The organism is Corallococcus macrosporus (assembly GCF_017302985.1).
GTDB lineage: Bacteria > Myxococcota > Myxococcia > Myxococcales > Myxococcaceae > Corallococcus > Corallococcus macrosporus_A.
Map to the genome: position 1 here is coordinate 256,158 of NZ_JAFIMU010000017.1, position 14,965 is coordinate 271,122.

Here is a 14,965-nt window from a genome sequence, read left to right on the forward strand (position 1 = left end):
GCTACAGACGGCCCATTGCCACCGCTGGCTGATCACTGGCAAAGAGACGGCGCTCCACACACGTCTCGCCTTCCGCGCAGCGGCCCATTCGACGCGAGTGCGAGGCCGGGTCCGCCTCCTGCCAGCGGATGCCGGCGTGCGCCAGCAGCGCCACCGTGAGCAATCCAAGCACGGCCGCGAGACCCTTGAAGATGACACGGCGGGGCGTGGGAGCGGGGGAAGGCATGGCCCCAATCCAACGCATGGGCGGCGGGGAAAGCCCCGCCGCCTCTCCCGCTCCGGTGGACTTCAGGGGGTATACAGGTCCGCCGCCTGCAGCTCGCTGCTGGTGACGGAGGCGGAGAAGCCCCCCAGGGTGAGCACCTTGCCATTGGCCAGCAGCGTCGCCGTGTGATCGTAGCGCTGTTGGACCATGGAGCCGGTGGTGCTCCAGGTGCCCGTGGCCGGGTCATACAGCTCCGACGTCGCCAGGCCGCCACTACCGGCGCAGCATCCCCCCGTGACGAGCACCTTGCCCGTGCTGAGCAGCGTCGCCGTGTGGGAGTAGCGCTGTTGGACCATGGAGCCGGTGGCGCTCCAGGTGCCCGTGGCCGGGTCATACAGCTCCGCCGTCGCCTCGATGCGACTGCCCGCGCCCCCCGTGACGAGCACCTTGCCATTGGGTAGCAGCGTCGCCGCGTGATAGCCGCGCGCCAGGGTCATGGAGCCGGTGGCGCTCCAGGTGCCCGTGGCCGGGTCATACAGCTCCGCCGCCGCCTGGTAGCTGACGTTGTTGGTCCCCCCCGCGACGAGCACCTTGCCATTGGAGAGCAGCGTCGCCGTATGGACATCGCGCCGGACGACCATGGAGCCGGTGGCGCTCCAGGTGCCCGTGGCCGGGTCGTACAGCTCCGTCACCGACGCAAGGCCACTGGAGTCCCATCCCCCCGCGGCGAGCACCTTGCCATTGGAGAGCATCGTCGCCGTGTGCTGGTAGCGCGGGGAGACCATGGAGCCAGAGGCGCTCCAATTGCTCGTGGCCGGGTTGAACAGCAGCGCCGCCGCCGGACGGCCCGTGCTGCTGGTTCCCCCCGAGACGAGCACCTTGCCGTTGTCCAGCAGGACCGCCGCATGTCCGGAGCGATCCAAGGGCATGGGGCTGACGGAGCTCCAGGTGCCCGCGGCCGGGTCGTACAGCTCCGACTTCGCCATGTGGCCCACGATGTTGTTGCGTCCCCCCGAGACGAGCACCTTGCCATTGCCCAGCAGGACCGCCGTGTGGTCGGTGCGGGAGTTGAACATGGGGTTCGCCGCCACCCAGAAGGCCAGGGGGCACGCCGGCAGTCCCGTCACCGTGAAGCGCTGGGTCGCCTTCAGGCCCAGGGGGTTGCCCACCGTGGCGACGAGGAGCGGGGTGACGCCCGTGTCGAGACACGCGGGCGCCGTCCAGGTGAGGACGCTGCCGCTGGCCCCCGTGCTCTGGGTGCCGAGGGTGCCCACGTTGGCTGCCCAGGTGAAGCTCAGGGCCTGCCCCGCGGGATCCGTGGCGTTCACCTCGAAGGTGAGCACCTGGCCGGCCGTGGCCGTCTGGCTCGACTGGGCGGCGCGGGTAATCGTCGGCGGCGCACGCACGACGGCGTCCTTGGACACGCACAGCATCAGGCTGCCCGTGTTCTGTCCCCCGCGGCCGTCCTTCACCACCACGTTCAGCTGGCAGTTGTTGCACGCCCCCGTGGGCTGGGCCGAGGGCGTGAAGGTCGCGGTGGCGGTGCTCGCGCCCGTGAAGGTGCCCGCGCAGGTGGCGCTCCACTGATAGCTGAGCGGGTCACCGTCCGCGTCGGTGGCCGAGGTGGACAGCACCGTCTGCGCGCCCACGTTCAGATAGGACTGGGTTGACGTCAGGGTGACCACCCTGGGCGCGACGTTGAAATCCGCCTTCACGGTGCTCGCGCCACTGCCCGCGGAGACATTCAGGGTCAGGTTCACCGACAGGGTCGCGCCGCGCGAGTCGCTCACCGTGAGCACCAGGGTCACCGGGGCCTGCTGGGTGGGCGCCGTCCAGGTGGTATTGGCCGAGGTGGGCGCGGAGAAGCTGCCCGAGGGCGCCGCCCAGGAGAAGCTCACGGTGTCACCCGCGTTGGGATCATGGGCCGTGGCCGTCAGGGTGACGCTGCCGCCCGGGGCCACGGTGGTGGGCGTGGCCAGCAGGGAGTCGAGGATGGGCGCCTCGTTGGTGAAGGGCGGTGGACCGGAGACGTCCTGCAGGGTGAGGGTCACCAGCCCCGTGGCGCCGGCGGTGACGGTGACGTCCTCGACGCGACCTTCGAAGCGAAGGGTGTTGGACGCGGTGAAGGCCTGCGCCACGAAGGTGCGCTGGAGACCCGCGGGAATGTCATTGATGACTCCGCTCCATGCTCCGCTGGTGAGCACCAGGTCCTTGGCGAGCGGGACCATGTCCGCGCCGGAGACGGTGACGGTGACGCGCGAGATGTCCCCGGGCACGGCCGCGGCGGTGTAGACGGTCAGGTGCATCGCACCCGACCCGGACTCGCTGGTGGGGGGCTCGGAGTCACAGCCAGCGAGCAACGCCAGCACGAGCGGGAGGACTGCGGTCAAACGCAACAAAGACACGGGATTTCCTTGTCTGCCGGAAGAAAGCTGCACGCGGCATGAAGCGGCGGGCACTGTAGCGCAACACAGGGACAGCTCCTCCCGGGTCCTGCTCGACAAACGGAGTCCTGATTTCTCAGGCGCCCTGGATATCCGCATCCTGCACGGCTTTACTCACGACTGGTGACGGTGGGTCCCAGGCCCTCCCATACCAACACGCAGGTATCCAGTCCCCCCGTGGAGAAACCAATGGCAACGCGCATCTTGACCTCTCTCGCTGTTGCGTCCGTCTTCCTCAGCGCCAGCCCGGCCAGCGCCGGCTACCGGGAAGCCGCCTACGTGACGACGCTCTACAGCGATGCCTCCCACACGACGGTGGTCGGGCACATCTATCCCGAGTGCGGTTGGAGCTACGTCCAATACCATCTCGTGGGGACGTACACCCAATACACGAGCGATGAGTTCGTGGGGTACTGCACCGAGAACGGCTGGGAGCCGCTCTAGGCCTGTCATCAACGCAGGGAGCCTCGCGGCTCCCTGCAATCCCTACCGAGCCGCCGTGGGAGACCAGAAGCCCGCCAGTGCTCCCGAGTTGTGAGCCTCGGTGTAGCGGCGCAGGTCCTCCGCGTTGTCCGCCTCCAGCCAGCCAGACGCGATGGGCACGGCGTGGACCGCCACTCCCTCGGAGATGAGGTCCTGGAGGAAGGCCGTCATGGAGATGTTCCAGTAACGCGGGTCCATCGCCACGCGCTGGTCGAAGCGCTCCAGGAGCGTGTGCAGGACGCCGGGTCCGAAGCGCAGCAGGCCGATGTACTGCCCCTGCACCTCCTCCACCGAGCGCACCCGTGAGCCAATCTCCACGATGCGCTCGCCTTCCAGGCGCAAGGACTCGCAGTCCGTCGTGGGGTCCTCCATCCGCAGCTCCCAGAGGCGGCGCCACTGCGTGTCGATGGCGACCTCCACGTCCCGGGACGCGGCGAGCATCCGCGCCAGGACTTCGTACGAGAAGACGATGTCCCCGTAGGAGACGAGCACCGGCTCCGTGCGCGACACCACCGGCAGGCTGAAGCGCAGCGTGGAGACCATGTTGCCGGTCGTGTACGCGGGGTTCACCACGACGCGCACGTTGCGGCCCGCCTGGGTCAGCTCGGGATACGCGCCGGCCATCACCGTGACGTCCACGCCGAAGTGCTCATAGACGGCGAGCTGATGGTCGAGCAGCGGCGCTCCCGCCAGCTCCACCAGACACTTCGGCCGGTTCGCCGCGAGCGGCCCCATGCGGGTGCCCAGGCCCGCGGCCAGGATGATGGCTTTCATGGTTCGTATGCCTCCATGACTTCAAGGACCGCGGGAAGGTGATGGGGCGCGCGCTCGGGGTGCCAGAGGACGCCCAGCGAGCGGCGCTCCCTGCTCGCGAAGGCCTCCACCGCGCCGTCCTCCGAGCGCGCGAGGACGTCCCATCCGTCAGGCAGGGAGTCCTCCGCCACGCCCCAGTGGTGGAAGCTCGCCACCTGCACCGGGCCCCGCCACGCGCTGGCGAGTGGACCTGTCAGCGCATGGCGCGCACGCACGTGGCCTTCGACCGGTACGAGCCGCATCCCCGCGAAGCGCGCGAGCATCTGCGCGCCCCGGCACACGCCCAGCACCGGCGTCCGCGTCCGTGCGGCGAGCGACAGCAGGACCGACTCCGTCTCGTCGCGCGCGGGAACCGCATCCGGTCCCGTCCCCGGCGCGTCGTTGCCTCCACTCAGGATGACGAGCCCCGGACGGAGGGCTTCGAACTGGGCCACGGCCGCCGCGGCCACGTTCACCGCGGGGAAGGGCACCCAACCGGCCTCCCACAGGCCCGAGGCCCAGGAGTCCTCGAGCGCATCCCGTACCTCCGGACGCCCCGGAACGCTGTCTCTGCGCTGGGTGATGAGGGCCATGCGACGCTCACTCATGGACGAGCCTGCGCCCGCCGCAGTCCAGCGTCATCACCCGCCCACCCGACAGCCGCCGGAACTGCTCCCGTCCCACGCCGATGGCGGCGGGCAACTGCAGCTCGGTGCAGCGCACCGCCATGTGCGAGTTCGCGCCTCCGTACGCCGTGACGATGCCGGCGACGCCCAGCGCGAGCAGCCCGTCGTAGCCCGGGTCGGCGCGCTCCAGCAGCACGATGTTGCCGCGCACGCGCTCCGGGTCCGGCAGCCCGTCAGCGACCAGCACCGGCGCCCGCACGCAGGCCTTGGTGACGAACAGCGGCTGCTCTCCGCTGCTCACGTGGAAGAGCAGGTGCGAGGTGCGCACGAGGATGTCCGGCAGCTCGATGAGGTTGACGGCGGCGGCATGCTCGCGGGCCTCCTCCACGGCGTCGCGGCACCAGGACCGGGCCTCGCGCGGCGGAAGCGGCAGCGCGGTCTCCACCTGCTCCAGCGACAGGTGCGCGAGGTCATCCCGGCTCAGCCCCAGCGGCTCGCCCCACGCCGCCAGGTGTTCGAGCACGCCACTCAGCGTCTTGGTGAAGACGTGCTTGCCATACTCGCGCCCCGCGATGCCCGCGCCCAGGTGACTGAGGAACACCTCGCTGGTCATCGACAGACCGGCGCTCCGCAGGCCCGCGCTCAGCCGGTCGTGGAGGCCGCGGGACAGGGGCGCGTCATGGCGGAACGGCTCCTCCGCTCCGGAGATGAGCGGGCCGAAGTAGCGCTCCGGGTCCGCGTCATAGCGGGGCATCCGGATGTCATAGGTCCCCGGGCGCAGGTGTCCGAACTCCGCGACCAGTGCCTCCAGGCCCAGCTCGCCCCGCCGCACGCGGAGCGCGTCCGCTTGCAGTTGCCCCGCCACCGTCCGGATGCGCTGGAGCACTTCGCGCTGCTCGCTTGAATCCATCACGCCCTCGCGCACGAAGCTCTTGAGCAGCGCGGTCACCACGAAGGCCGTCCGCGCCAGGTGCGCGAAGGGCAGGGTGCCCAGCTCCCGCAGGCGCGCGAGGACGGGGCCGAGCCCACCCTCGAAGCCCGGCGCGAACGGATGGGCCCGCAGCCGCTGCACCTGCTCCACCTGCGCGGGGAGGTCGCGCAGCCCGTGCAGCGTGATGTCCCGCAGCGCGGTGGCCAGGGCGTCCAGCTCCCCCGCATCCAGCGCGGACGCGTAGAGCCTCCGAAGCCGCTCGCGCAGGCCGAGGCTCGCGCACGTGTCCGCGATCTCGAACTCCACCTTGTCATGCAGCTCGGGGGCGCTGGCCAGCCGGGCGAGCTGCCGGGAGACCAGGACCTCCGCCACGCGCGCCGGCGTGACGGCCGGGATGAAGGAGTTGAGCGAGGCGCGCACGTCCACGTAGGCGTGCCCCGCGAAGTCGCGCAGCAGCGGTGTGCCGCGCAGGTCGCGGTACCCGTAGGCCGCGCGCTGCTCCGCCCAGGTCCGGTCCGTGATGAGCCTGCCGTAGAGCGTCCTCGCGAGCGGGAGCGGACGCCGGCCAATCATCTCCGCCGGGTTCCAGTCCGTCATCGTGCTGTAGACGGGCCCTTCTCCGACGACGGGGGCCTGGGGCCGCAGCAGCGCCTGGTGCGCCGTGCAGGCATCCGCCAGCAGCAGCGCCCGGCGGACCTCGTTGCCCTCCGGCCGCGACGAGCCCTTGGCGATGGGGCGCACCTGGAAGAGGTGGAAGTCCCCGCCCGCCAGCGCGAACTCGATGTCCAGCGCATCCACGCCCATGAGCTTCACCAGCTCACGGCCCACCGTGACGACGCGGCGGAGCGAGTCCGGCAACAGGCCCCGGGGCACGCCGTGCTCCACGTACGCGGAGGAGGGCTTCTCCAGCGCACCGGACGTGATCTGATCCGTGCGTCCGCTGGAGACGTCCGACGCCACCACCCAGTACGAGGCCAGCGTCTCCGGGTGCCGCGCCATCAGCACGCCGCTTTCGCTCACGGGGTGGACATAGGACTGGAGGAAGACCTTCTCCTCCTCTGCCCCCGGGCCGTACGAAGCGAACACGTCCGAGATGGCGCCGCTCACGGCCACGGCATCGCCCGCGTCCACGTCGAGGACGGAGAGGAAGCGGCCCGCGTTCGACTCGGTCCACGCGTCCTCCGCGGAGCAGGAGGAGCGCACCACGACGCGCTCGTCCCCGAAGCGCTCCCGCACCCGCTGGAGCACGGCGTCCCGGTTCCGCGCCCAGTCCTCGCCCCGCACGATGTGTGGCGGGGAGATGCGCCACGGCCCGTGCAGCTCCGACAGGAGGTCGAGCGTGCGCGCCTTGTCCCCCAGGACGAGCCGGCCCACGGGGGCCAGGAACTCGCTCGAGGCCTCGGTTGCTTCCAGCTCGAAGCGCGCCACATCTCCGGCCCGGAGCAGCCGGTCCGCCGCCACGTCCAGGTCCGCTCCCTCCAGCGCCTCCCGCACCGCCTGGGTCCTTCCAACGATGAAGCGGCACTCGCCCCGCCAGGTCGCGATGACGGCGGAGGCGGCCTGGAGCCGCACGCGGAGCGCTCTGGGACGCGGGAGCACCGTTCCCTTGAACACGAGCGTCAGCGGCACGCCGCCATAGGTCTGGGCGAGCGTGTCCAGGACGCGCTCGGCCCAGATCCACATGGAGTCGTGCACGGGGCCTACGCCACGGATGCGGCAATCAGGAACAATTCCAACCGGAGGGGTGAGGCGAAGCGTCGCGGCTTCGCGGTCCAGGGCTGTCACGGGAGACCTCGCACGAGCGGACGGGGTGCAGGGCGCGTGCGCGGCAACGCATTGTGGCCTCTGCCCACGTGTGATGGATTCGATACATGAGAACCTTCGCCACGGATGAACGGCTGGCGTACCGCCGCCCGGGCAATGAGCTTCAGCCCCGCCCGTCCGAGGACCATGTCCTCTCCTATGAGTACCGCCTGATGCAGTTGCCGCTGGTGCGGCCCGACCACCCGGAGGTCGTGCCGTTCGACCTCAAGGCCGGCTACGACTGGCTGGGCACCTACCGCGCGCCCCGCGTCTCGCTGGTGGGCTTCGTGGACTTCGGCGCCTTCGCCCAGAGCCCCCAGTTCAACCGCTTCATGAACGCCGTGGCCATGACCGCCGCGGCGCGGAAGATCTCCTGGGAGACCGTCGAGCGGCGCAAATACAGACACCACTTCACCATCTGCAACGGGCTGCACGAACGGATGCCCATCGCGGACATCGTGCCGTTCGTGACGCAGCGGCTGGAGGGCTTCCCCCGCTTCCGCATCCAGGTGAAGGGCGGCTGGTTCTGGGGCAAGAAGAACGGCCGCATCTACTTCCCCGTGTACCCGGAGCTGACGGACGGCCCGAACCCCGTGGACCACCTCACGGAGGTCCAGACGCGCCTGGGCCACTCGCTCCACCCGGGCTTCTACATCGGCTGTCTCCAGTTGATGGACCACCTGCGCTTCAACTCGGAGCTGGACGTGCACGAGGCGGACGAGCTCTTCGGCGTGCTCCAGCGCTTCCGGGAGACGACCCTCGTGGAGCTCGACGTGACGGAGCTCTCCATCCTGCGCACGCACGACGACCTCATCCTCAAGAGCCGCGTGCTGGAGCGCGTGCCGCTGACGGGGTGACGGGCTCATTCGAACTCCTGGAGCGCGCTGCGAAGGAGCACGCGCTCGTAGGCGTTGCGGACCAGCGCCCCCAGCGGACCGATGAGCCGCGTGAGGTCCGTCTCGCGGTACAGCGCCGGGTGGTGCAGCAACTCCAGCACCGTGGCGGCGAGCGCCGGCTCCACGCGGTAGTCGAACATCCCGGGCCGGCGTGGATGTGAGAGCCCTGCCTGCACCGCGTCGTCCACCAGCGCCGCCTCGCGGGCCACGACGCGCAGGTACACCTCGCGGGACGCCGAAGGGTCGGAGCGCAGCCCCGCCAGCTCGTCCGCGGCCTCGCGCCACGGTGAAACCAGCGGCTCCGGCAGGGGCGCGACGAGCTCCACCTCCTCCGCGAGGCGCAGGCGGAGGTGGACCAGGAACTCCACGGGTGAAGGCCGCCACGCCCGTCCCACGACGGCTCCGGGCAGTTGCTGGACGGTGGAGCCCGCGCGACGGGTGGGGCGCCCTTCCGACTCCAGGAGCATGCGCAGCTCGCGCGGATCAAAGGCCGTGGCGGCCTCTTCAATCGTGGCGCGCGTGTCGTCCGAGGAATGCATCATGCTCAGCGCGCGTGTCGGCGCCTGGAGCAGGCTGCGCAGGTGGTGCGGTGAGCGCTTGCGCGGATCCGCCGACCCCTTGAGCGACTTGAATGCCGCGCTGGCGGACCGGCCCGGGGTGCGGAGGATGAGCGCGCAGGAGGACTCCAGCAGGTACACCTCGCTGGGCACGGCCCACGTCTTGTCGAGCGCGATGGGCCGGTTGGGGCTGTACACCGCCTCGATGCTGCTCTGCGTGTAATGGACGAAGCGCCGGTCCATGACCCGGAAGCCCTCGCGCTCCAGGAACGCGAGCGCCTCTTCCGCGAGCCCGAGCCCGATGGCGTACGGGTCGAAGAACGTGAAGACGAACTCCTCGCTCCCCGGCCGCGAGCCGAAGGCCTCCACGAGGTCGGACACACTGGCTGCGTTTCTCATGTGCGGTCTCCACTGCCGGGCTCCACGAGCCACAGCGCTTCGCAAGGCGCGAGCAGGACGTCGTCCTGTCCCTGCCGCCCGCCGAGGAGGTCCTTCCACTCCCGGAGCGGTACGGGGACGGACACGGGGTCCACGCCGAAGTTCACCAGGACGTGCAGCGGCTGACGCCCATGGCTCCGCGCCAGGTGCAGGACCCCGGGCGCGGGTTGCCATGCTTCGCAGCCGGAGTCCTCCCGCAGCGCGGGCGTGCGGTCGCGCAGGCGGATGAGGTTCAGCAGGGACTTCAGGATGCGCGCGTGGACCGGCTGATGGATCAACGCGCGCAGGGCGCCACCCGCGTAGCGGTGCCGGTTCGCGGCGCGCGGGTTGGAGGGCTCGACACCCACCGCGTCCGGCAGTCCGAACAGCGTCGGGAAGTAGAGGCAGGGCGTGGCAGGGAGCGCGAAGAGCAGCGCGTGCGCGGCCAGGTAGCGCTCGACGTCGAGCCCTGTCTCCGTGGAGAAGATGCGATGCAGGGAGCTGTTGAGCTCGTACGGCCGTGCTTCGCCTCCCACGTCCGCGTGGGACATCCGGACGCCGGCACGCTCCATCCGCTCCAGCACCCGCCGCAGGGTGGGGGCATCGAGCGGCGGATCCATGGGACGCAGGTGCACGCCGTCATGCGTCTGGAGGAAGGCGTAGCCATCAGGGCCATGCGCATCCGACGCGGACGCGTTCACCCAGTCCACCAGCGGGCCGCTTTCACCCGCGAGCGCCGCCGCGAAGACGAGCAGCGGCACCGCGAGGTGGTTGTCGTGCTGCGCCAGCTCCTCGCCCAGGTAGCACCGCTCTCCGGCGCGGTGGTCCGTCTCCGCGAGCAGGCGCACCGATGGGGCCACCAGGTCCGTCACGGCGCGCAGCGCCCGCACCAGCAGCTTCGCCTCCGGCTGGTGCGGCCCTCCTGGCACGCGCTTCCACACGTGGGGAATGGCATCCAGGCGCACGACCCTCGCGCCCGCCTCCACCAACCGCAGCAGGGTCCCCGCCATGGACCGGAAGACGTCCGGCGAGCCGTGGTTCAAGTCCACCTGCGCGCGCCCGTACGTGCACCACGCCCAAACGGCGCGGGTCCCCGTGTCGAAGCGCTGGAGGATGGAGGAGGTCCGCACCCGCGTGCCCCACTCGATGGCCCGCGGCTCGGAGAAGAGGTGGAAGTCGCCGGGCCGTCCCTCCCCGCGCAGCACGTCCCGGAACGCCGGGTGTGCCGTGGACACGTGGTTCATCACGAGGTCGAGCATCAGCCCGCCGCTCACCTCCGACAGCCGCTCCAGGTCCTCCCATCCCCCCAGGCGGGGATGCACGGCCCGGTGGTCCACCACCGCGAAGCCGTCATCCCCGTCCGACACATAGGGCGGGAGCACATGGAGCAGGGCCGGCCCCACACCGCCCACCTCCTCTTCGAGGAAGCGTCGCAGCGCCGCGAGCGGAGCCAACCCCCCGTCGAGCACGTGGTCCGGATACACGGCGATGACCGTGGGCCGCGCGTCCACCGCCGCGCGCCCGGGCTTCAGGCGCGCGCGGACGCCCTCCGCCGCCAGGGCCAGCTCCCGGACGAGCGCCTCCGCGCGCTCCGCTCCGTAGAGCGGGCCCAGCGCGTCCCCCAGCCGCGTCAGCGCGAGCGGGGCCGCCGTGTTCCCGGACGTGCTCATCCCTGGTGCTCGAGGACGTAGGTGATGCTGCCCTGGAGGAACTCCACCGCGCGCGCCAGCTCCGGCTCCGCCGCCATGCGCTGGGCCATGCGCCGGTGGAGCGCCTCGATGCGCGTGAAGCACTCACCCAGCGGCCCCGTGGCGCAGTCCGCGTGGATGGAGAGCCCTTCGGCCAGCAGGCTCCGGTCCGCCTCGCCCGCGGTGGCCATCGCCTTGCGCGACTCGATGAGGAGCCACTTGCGCGCCGCGCTCGTCACCCCCAGCGTCGCGAGGATGGAGACCAGCGCCTCCTCCACGGCGATGCGCGCCACGTGCCGGCTGGACTCCTCGCTGACGGCGCGGTGGCTGATGGCGTCCTCCAGGTACTCGTGGACCTCCATGAAGTGGCGCACGGTGAGGTAGGTGGGCAGCAGCTCCACCAGGAACTCGTCCCGCCAGCTCGCCACCAGGCTCGGGTTCAGGAGCGGCAGCCCCGTGCGCAGCCGGTGCAGGAAGCGCAGCTCCGGGCCGTCGATGATGGGGATGAACTTCAGCTCGGACGGCTTGTAGAGCGCCGGCGCGATGGCCGTCATCCACGTCATGATCTCCGCGACGCGGCCGCGCTCCGCCAGCTCGATGTTGACCTCGATGCCGTCGCAGTACTGGAGCGCTTCACTGAAGCGGCTGTTCTTGAAGCGCACGCCCTCCTTCGTGGAGATGAGCGACGTGCGGTGCGGCACCAGCACCATCAGGTCCACGTCCGAGCTGGGCGTGCCATTGCCGGCCGCGAGCGAGCCCGTCAGCAACACACCGCACGAGGCGGGGTCGCTGACCAGCTCCGACAGGATGCGCTCGACGTCCACGCCGTGGGCGCGAAGCGTCTGCGTGGTGAGCGGTTGACCACTGGAGAGCTGATGCGTGCGCTTCATGATGCCACCTTCCCGCGTCCCTCATGGGACAGCTGCAAGTCCGAGAAAACGTCCGCGCACGCGTCCGCGACGGTGCGCACCATCTGCTCCTCATGCGTCCGCATCACGCTCAGGCGCAGCAGGCCGCGGCCCGCCGGCACGGCCGGGTGGATGACCGGGTTGGCGTAGATGCCCCGGTTCCACAGCAGCCTCCACGCCTGGAGCGTGTCGAAGTCCGCGCCCACCTCCACGCTGACGATGGGCCCGTCCGACGGAAGCGGCCGCAGCCCGCGCGCCATCAGCGCCTCGCGCAGCGTGCGCACGCGCTCCTTCAACTGCGCCACCAGCCCCGGGTCCTCGTGGAGGATGCGCAGGGCGGCCAGGGCCGCGGCCACGGAGGCCGGCGTGTTGGCGGCGGTGAAGAGGAAGGGCCGCGTGAGGACGCGCAGCGCTTCAATCTGCGCCTTGTCCCCGATGATGGCGCCGCCGCAGGAGCCCAGGCTCTTGGAGAAGGTGATGGTGATGAAGTCCGCGTCCTGGACGACGCCGTCCTCCTCCACGGTGCCCAGCCCGCGCGTGCCCACCGTGCCCAGTCCGTGCGCCTCGTCCACGACGAGCGCCAGGCGCGTCTCGCGGCACACCTCCAGGAACCGGCGCAGCGGGGCCCGGTCCCCGCGCATGGAGTAGACGCCCTCCACGACGCAGAGGCCGGAGGCGGTGTCGTCCTTCGCCTGCGCCAGCAGGTGCTCCGGGTCGTTGTGGTTGAAGCGCTTCATGTTCGCGCGCGCCAGCCACACGCCATCCAGGACGGACGCGTGCATCTCCTCGTCCACCCAGGCGCGGTCATTGCGGCCCAAGAGCGAGCTCATCAGGCCCAGGTTGGCGCCGTAGCCGGTGGAGAACACCATGGCGCCGGTGCGGCCATAGAAGCGCCGCAGGGCGTCCTCCAGCTCCTCGTGGAGCGCCAGGTTGCCGTTGAGCAGGCGCGAGCCCGTCACGCCCGCGCCCCAGCGGGCGGAGGCCTCCTGCGCGGCGGCGATGACGCGCGGGTCGTTCGCGAGCCCCAGGTAGTTGTTGGAGCCGAAGTTGAGGATGTCCCGGCCCTCCATGCGGGTGATGGGGCCGGTGGCCGACTCCACCCGCGTGAAGTAGGGGAGGCGGCCAATGCGCTTGCCCAGCCGGGCCTGCGCCACGCGCGGGTCCCCGAGCAGTCTCTGGATGACGGGTGCCGGAGCGCGGCCCGCCGTGTCGTGTTCAGGTCGTGTCATGTTTTTGGTCTCGGAAGTCGAACGCCAGGCTCGCGGCGGTCGCACAGACTGCGGTGAAGGTGAGGATGACGGCGGTGCTCTGGAGCACGACGCTCCAGCGGCCGGAGCCGAAGGTGGCTTCGTTGAGCGCGCGCAGCGCCCAGTAGTGCGGCGTGGCGTAGCCGAGCGTGCGCGACCAGCCCGGCAGCGCTTCGGTGGCGACGATGGCGCCCCCCACCGCGCTGAACGTCACGAGCACCAGGTAGGAGAGGTTGGAGAGCGTGGCGGTGCTGCGCGTGATGGCGAAGAGGAGGAAGCCCAGCGCGGAGCCGCTCGTCACCAGCGCCGCGCCAGTGAGCGCGATTTGCAGGACGTGGCCGTTGAGCGGCAGGCCCAGGAACACGGCCGCGAAGCCCGTGAAGAGCAGCAGTTGCACGAACGACATCGCGCACGCGGGCAGCACCTTGCCCATGGCGAACGCGAGCCGGGAGGGGCGGATCAACGCCTGCCGGCCGTGGGTGTGGTACCAGAAGTCCCGGTAGAACGCGTGACCGGAGTAGGTCACCACCATGTAGCTGAACATCACCGCGAAGCCGATGGTGGCCCGGCCCATGGCGCCCGGCGCCGCGTCCAGTCCCGATACACCGGGCCCCAGGATGGCGGAGAGCACCGCGGGCAGGATGAAGATGAACACCATGGCCGTGCGCTCGCGCGCGAGCACCCGCCACTCCGTCAGCGCGTAGCAACGCACGACGTTGACAAAACCCGCCACGCCGCGGGGCGCGGAGGCGTCACTGCCAGCGATGTCTGGATTCATGGTCCTTCCGACTCCCGAGCGAAGGCGCTCAGGGACGGGTCCCTCAGCAGGATGTCGCGGAGCCGGTTGCCGGACAGGCGCAGCTCGGACAGGTGGACGTCGGAGGGGACCTCGCCCAGCTTCGAGCGGACCTCCTCCAGGCTGCTCGTGGCGAGCGTCAGCTCCCACGAAGCATCGGGACGCGCGCCCCGCAGCGACAGCGTGCGCGTCTGGTTCGACAGGACCGCTCCCAGCTCCCCCAGGTCGCGCGTCTTTCCATCGCGCAGCAGCACCAGCTCCGTGGACAGCTCCTCGATGTCCTCGGGGTAGTGCGCGGTGACCAGCACCGCGGCGCCCTCCTCGCGCCACGCGCGCACGCGGCGCACCACCAACTGGCGGGCCTCGAAGTCGAGCGCGACGGTGGGCTCATCCAGCAGCCGGATGGGCGGCGCATGGACGAAGCTCGCCGCCAGGTGCACGAGCCGCCGCTGCCCACCCGACAGGTGATGCACGCGCGTGCGGGCAATGGGACCCAGCGCGAACTCCTCCAGGGTCCGCTCGATGGCGGCCTTCGCGTTCCCGCGCCCCAACAAGAGCCGGGCCAGGTGCCCGACGTTCTCCTCCACCGTGAGCACGGGATAGAGCGCGATGGCCTGCGTCGCGAACCCGATGGCGCGACGGGCATGCAGCCCGCCCACGTCGAGCCGCACCGAGCCTCCCGTCGTTCCCCGCACGGTGCCGGTGAGCGCCCCCAGCAGCGTCGTCTTGCCCGCGCCGTTGGCTCCGAGCAGCCCCACGGAGCTTCCCCCCTTCAAGTGAAGGGAGACGTCGCGGAGCACGGGCGTCCCCTGGGCGAAGGCGAAGGAGAGCCGCTCCGCGGAGAGCAGAGCGGTTCCTTGCGCGGGACCCATGGACTGACGAAGACGCCCAGGTGTTTTGATCAGCTCCTGAAATGCTGTTTCTTCAGGAAAGGTGTTTTTGTCGGTCATCGTCGGGATGACCTTCTACAGATGCGGTCTGACATCCGGCGTCAGCGCTTCGCGTCGAAGCGGAGGCGGCCAGACCCGTCACGGAGGCTTCAAGGAAAGTTTTTCCCACCTCGCATGTCCTTCAGCCCGCACTCGGGCTGCTCCCCGGGCCAGTTCTTCCTCGGGCCACCGGTTTCCACCTTCGCCCCGGTTCCGTTCGGTGAGCGCGCGGTCTGAAGACAA

At 70.6% G+C, this 14,965-nt stretch carries 13 protein-coding genes; 2 read left to right on the plus strand and 11 right to left on the minus strand.

What is annotated here, in order from left to right:
• Position 1: 1 nt before the first annotated feature.
• Positions 2-226, minus strand: coding sequence for a hypothetical protein (locus JYK02_RS37400; RefSeq protein WP_207057740.1), 225 nt, complete (start codon positions 224-226; stop codon positions 2-4).
• A gap of 62 nt (positions 227-288) precedes the next feature.
• Positions 289-2,610: a Kelch repeat-containing protein gene (locus JYK02_RS37405; protein ID WP_431603525.1), complete on the minus strand. Its 2,322-nt coding sequence runs from the start codon at positions 2,608-2,610 to the stop codon at positions 289-291.
• Between the two features lie 243 nt (positions 2,611-2,853).
• Between JYK02_RS37405 and JYK02_RS37410 the strand changes: the two genes are divergently transcribed.
• A complete protein-coding gene (locus tag JYK02_RS37410; protein WP_207057741.1) occupies positions 2,854-3,093 on the plus strand; it encodes a hypothetical protein in 240 nt (79 codons plus the stop codon).
• Between the two features lie 42 nt (positions 3,094-3,135).
• On the opposite strand, the gene JYK02_RS37415 is transcribed toward JYK02_RS37410, so the two are convergent.
• From JYK02_RS37415 to JYK02_RS37425, 3 genes are read right to left on the minus strand one after another with little or no spacing between them, the layout of a single operon-like run.
• Positions 3,136-3,906, minus strand: a complete 771-nt coding sequence (locus JYK02_RS37415) for an NTP transferase domain-containing protein (protein WP_207057742.1) — start codon at positions 3,904-3,906, stop codon at positions 3,136-3,138.
• Entirely contained in the window at positions 3,903-4,532 is a 630-nt protein-coding gene (locus JYK02_RS37420; protein WP_207057743.1) for a gamma-glutamyl-gamma-aminobutyrate hydrolase family protein, read from the minus strand. Before JYK02_RS37420 ends, JYK02_RS37415 begins: the two co-directional genes overlap by 4 nt.
• Complete coding sequence (locus tag JYK02_RS37425; protein ID WP_207057744.1) at positions 4,525-7,176, minus strand: PEP-utilizing enzyme; 2,652 nt, start codon at positions 7,174-7,176, stop codon at positions 4,525-4,527. Before JYK02_RS37425 ends, JYK02_RS37420 begins: the two co-directional genes overlap by 8 nt.
• Before the next feature lie 176 nt (positions 7,177-7,352).
• On the opposite strand from JYK02_RS37425, the gene JYK02_RS37430 reads away from it, so the two are divergent.
• On the plus strand, positions 7,353-8,141 hold the full coding sequence (locus JYK02_RS37430; RefSeq protein ID WP_207057745.1) for a hypothetical protein: 789 nt from the start codon (positions 7,353-7,355) through the stop codon (positions 8,139-8,141).
• Positions 8,142-8,146: 5 nt separating this feature from the next.
• Here the strand turns inward: JYK02_RS37430 and JYK02_RS37435 are convergent, their stop codons facing one another.
• Genes JYK02_RS37435 through JYK02_RS37460 form a run of 6 tightly spaced genes read right to left on the minus strand, consistent with a single transcriptional unit; the run spans position 8,147 to position 14,743 of the window.
• A complete protein-coding gene (locus tag JYK02_RS37435; protein WP_207057746.1) occupies positions 8,147-9,136 on the minus strand; it encodes a nucleoside-diphosphate kinase in 990 nt (329 codons plus the stop codon).
• A complete protein-coding gene (locus JYK02_RS37440; RefSeq protein WP_207057747.1) occupies positions 9,133-10,824 on the minus strand; it encodes an alpha-amylase family glycosyl hydrolase in 1,692 nt (563 codons plus the stop codon). The genes JYK02_RS37435 and JYK02_RS37440 overlap by 4 nt, the downstream gene beginning before the upstream one ends.
• Positions 10,821-11,732: a nucleotidyltransferase domain-containing protein gene (locus JYK02_RS37445; protein ID WP_207057748.1), complete on the minus strand. Its 912-nt coding sequence runs from the start codon at positions 11,730-11,732 to the stop codon at positions 10,821-10,823. The genes JYK02_RS37440 and JYK02_RS37445 overlap by 4 nt, the downstream gene beginning before the upstream one ends.
• Positions 11,729-12,979 carry an aminotransferase class I/II-fold pyridoxal phosphate-dependent enzyme gene (locus JYK02_RS37450; RefSeq protein WP_207057749.1) on the minus strand — a complete coding sequence of 417 codons (1,251 nt, stop codon included), beginning with the start codon at positions 12,977-12,979 and terminating at the stop codon, positions 11,729-11,731. The genes JYK02_RS37445 and JYK02_RS37450 overlap by 4 nt, the downstream gene beginning before the upstream one ends.
• Positions 12,966-13,775: an ABC transporter permease gene (locus JYK02_RS37455; RefSeq protein WP_207057750.1), complete on the minus strand. Its 810-nt coding sequence runs from the start codon at positions 13,773-13,775 to the stop codon at positions 12,966-12,968. The genes JYK02_RS37450 and JYK02_RS37455 overlap by 14 nt, the downstream gene beginning before the upstream one ends.
• Positions 13,772-14,743 carry an ABC transporter ATP-binding protein gene (locus tag JYK02_RS37460; protein ID WP_347402675.1) on the minus strand — a complete coding sequence of 324 codons (972 nt, stop codon included), beginning with the start codon at positions 14,741-14,743 and terminating at the stop codon, positions 13,772-13,774. Before JYK02_RS37460 ends, JYK02_RS37455 begins: the two co-directional genes overlap by 4 nt.
• Positions 14,744-14,965 lie beyond the last annotated feature (222 nt).

Excerpts from the sequence above, each read along its gene's own strand:
- JYK02_RS37400 (WP_207057740.1), bottom strand. The coding sequence starts at position 226 with ATGCCTTCCCCCGCTCCCACGCCCCGCCGTGTCATCTTCAAGGGTCTC.
- JYK02_RS37415 (WP_207057742.1), bottom strand. The coding sequence starts at position 3,906 with ATGAAAGCCATCATCCTGGCCGCGGGCCTGGGCACCCGCATGGGGCCG.
- JYK02_RS37420 (WP_207057743.1), bottom strand. The coding sequence starts at position 4,532 with ATGAGTGAGCGTCGCATGGCCCTCATCACCCAGCGCAGAGACAGCGTT.
- JYK02_RS37430 (WP_207057745.1), top strand. The coding sequence starts at position 7,353 with ATGAGAACCTTCGCCACGGATGAACGGCTGGCGTACCGCCGCCCGGGC.
- JYK02_RS37435 (WP_207057746.1), bottom strand. The coding sequence starts at position 9,136 with ATGAGAAACGCAGCCAGTGTGTCCGACCTCGTGGAGGCCTTCGGCTCG.
- JYK02_RS37440 (WP_207057747.1), bottom strand. The coding sequence starts at position 10,824 with ATGAGCACGTCCGGGAACACGGCGGCCCCGCTCGCGCTGACGCGGCTG.
- JYK02_RS37445 (WP_207057748.1), bottom strand. The coding sequence starts at position 11,732 with ATGAAGCGCACGCATCAGCTCTCCAGTGGTCAACCGCTCACCACGCAG.
- JYK02_RS37450 (WP_207057749.1), bottom strand. The coding sequence starts at position 12,979 with ATGACACGACCTGAACACGACACGGCGGGCCGCGCTCCGGCACCCGTC.
- JYK02_RS37455 (WP_207057750.1), bottom strand. The coding sequence starts at position 13,775 with ATGAATCCAGACATCGCTGGCAGTGACGCCTCCGCGCCCCGCGGCGTG.
- JYK02_RS37460 (WP_347402675.1), bottom strand. The coding sequence starts at position 14,743 with ATGACCGACAAAAACACCTTTCCTGAAGAAACAGCATTTCAGGAGCTG.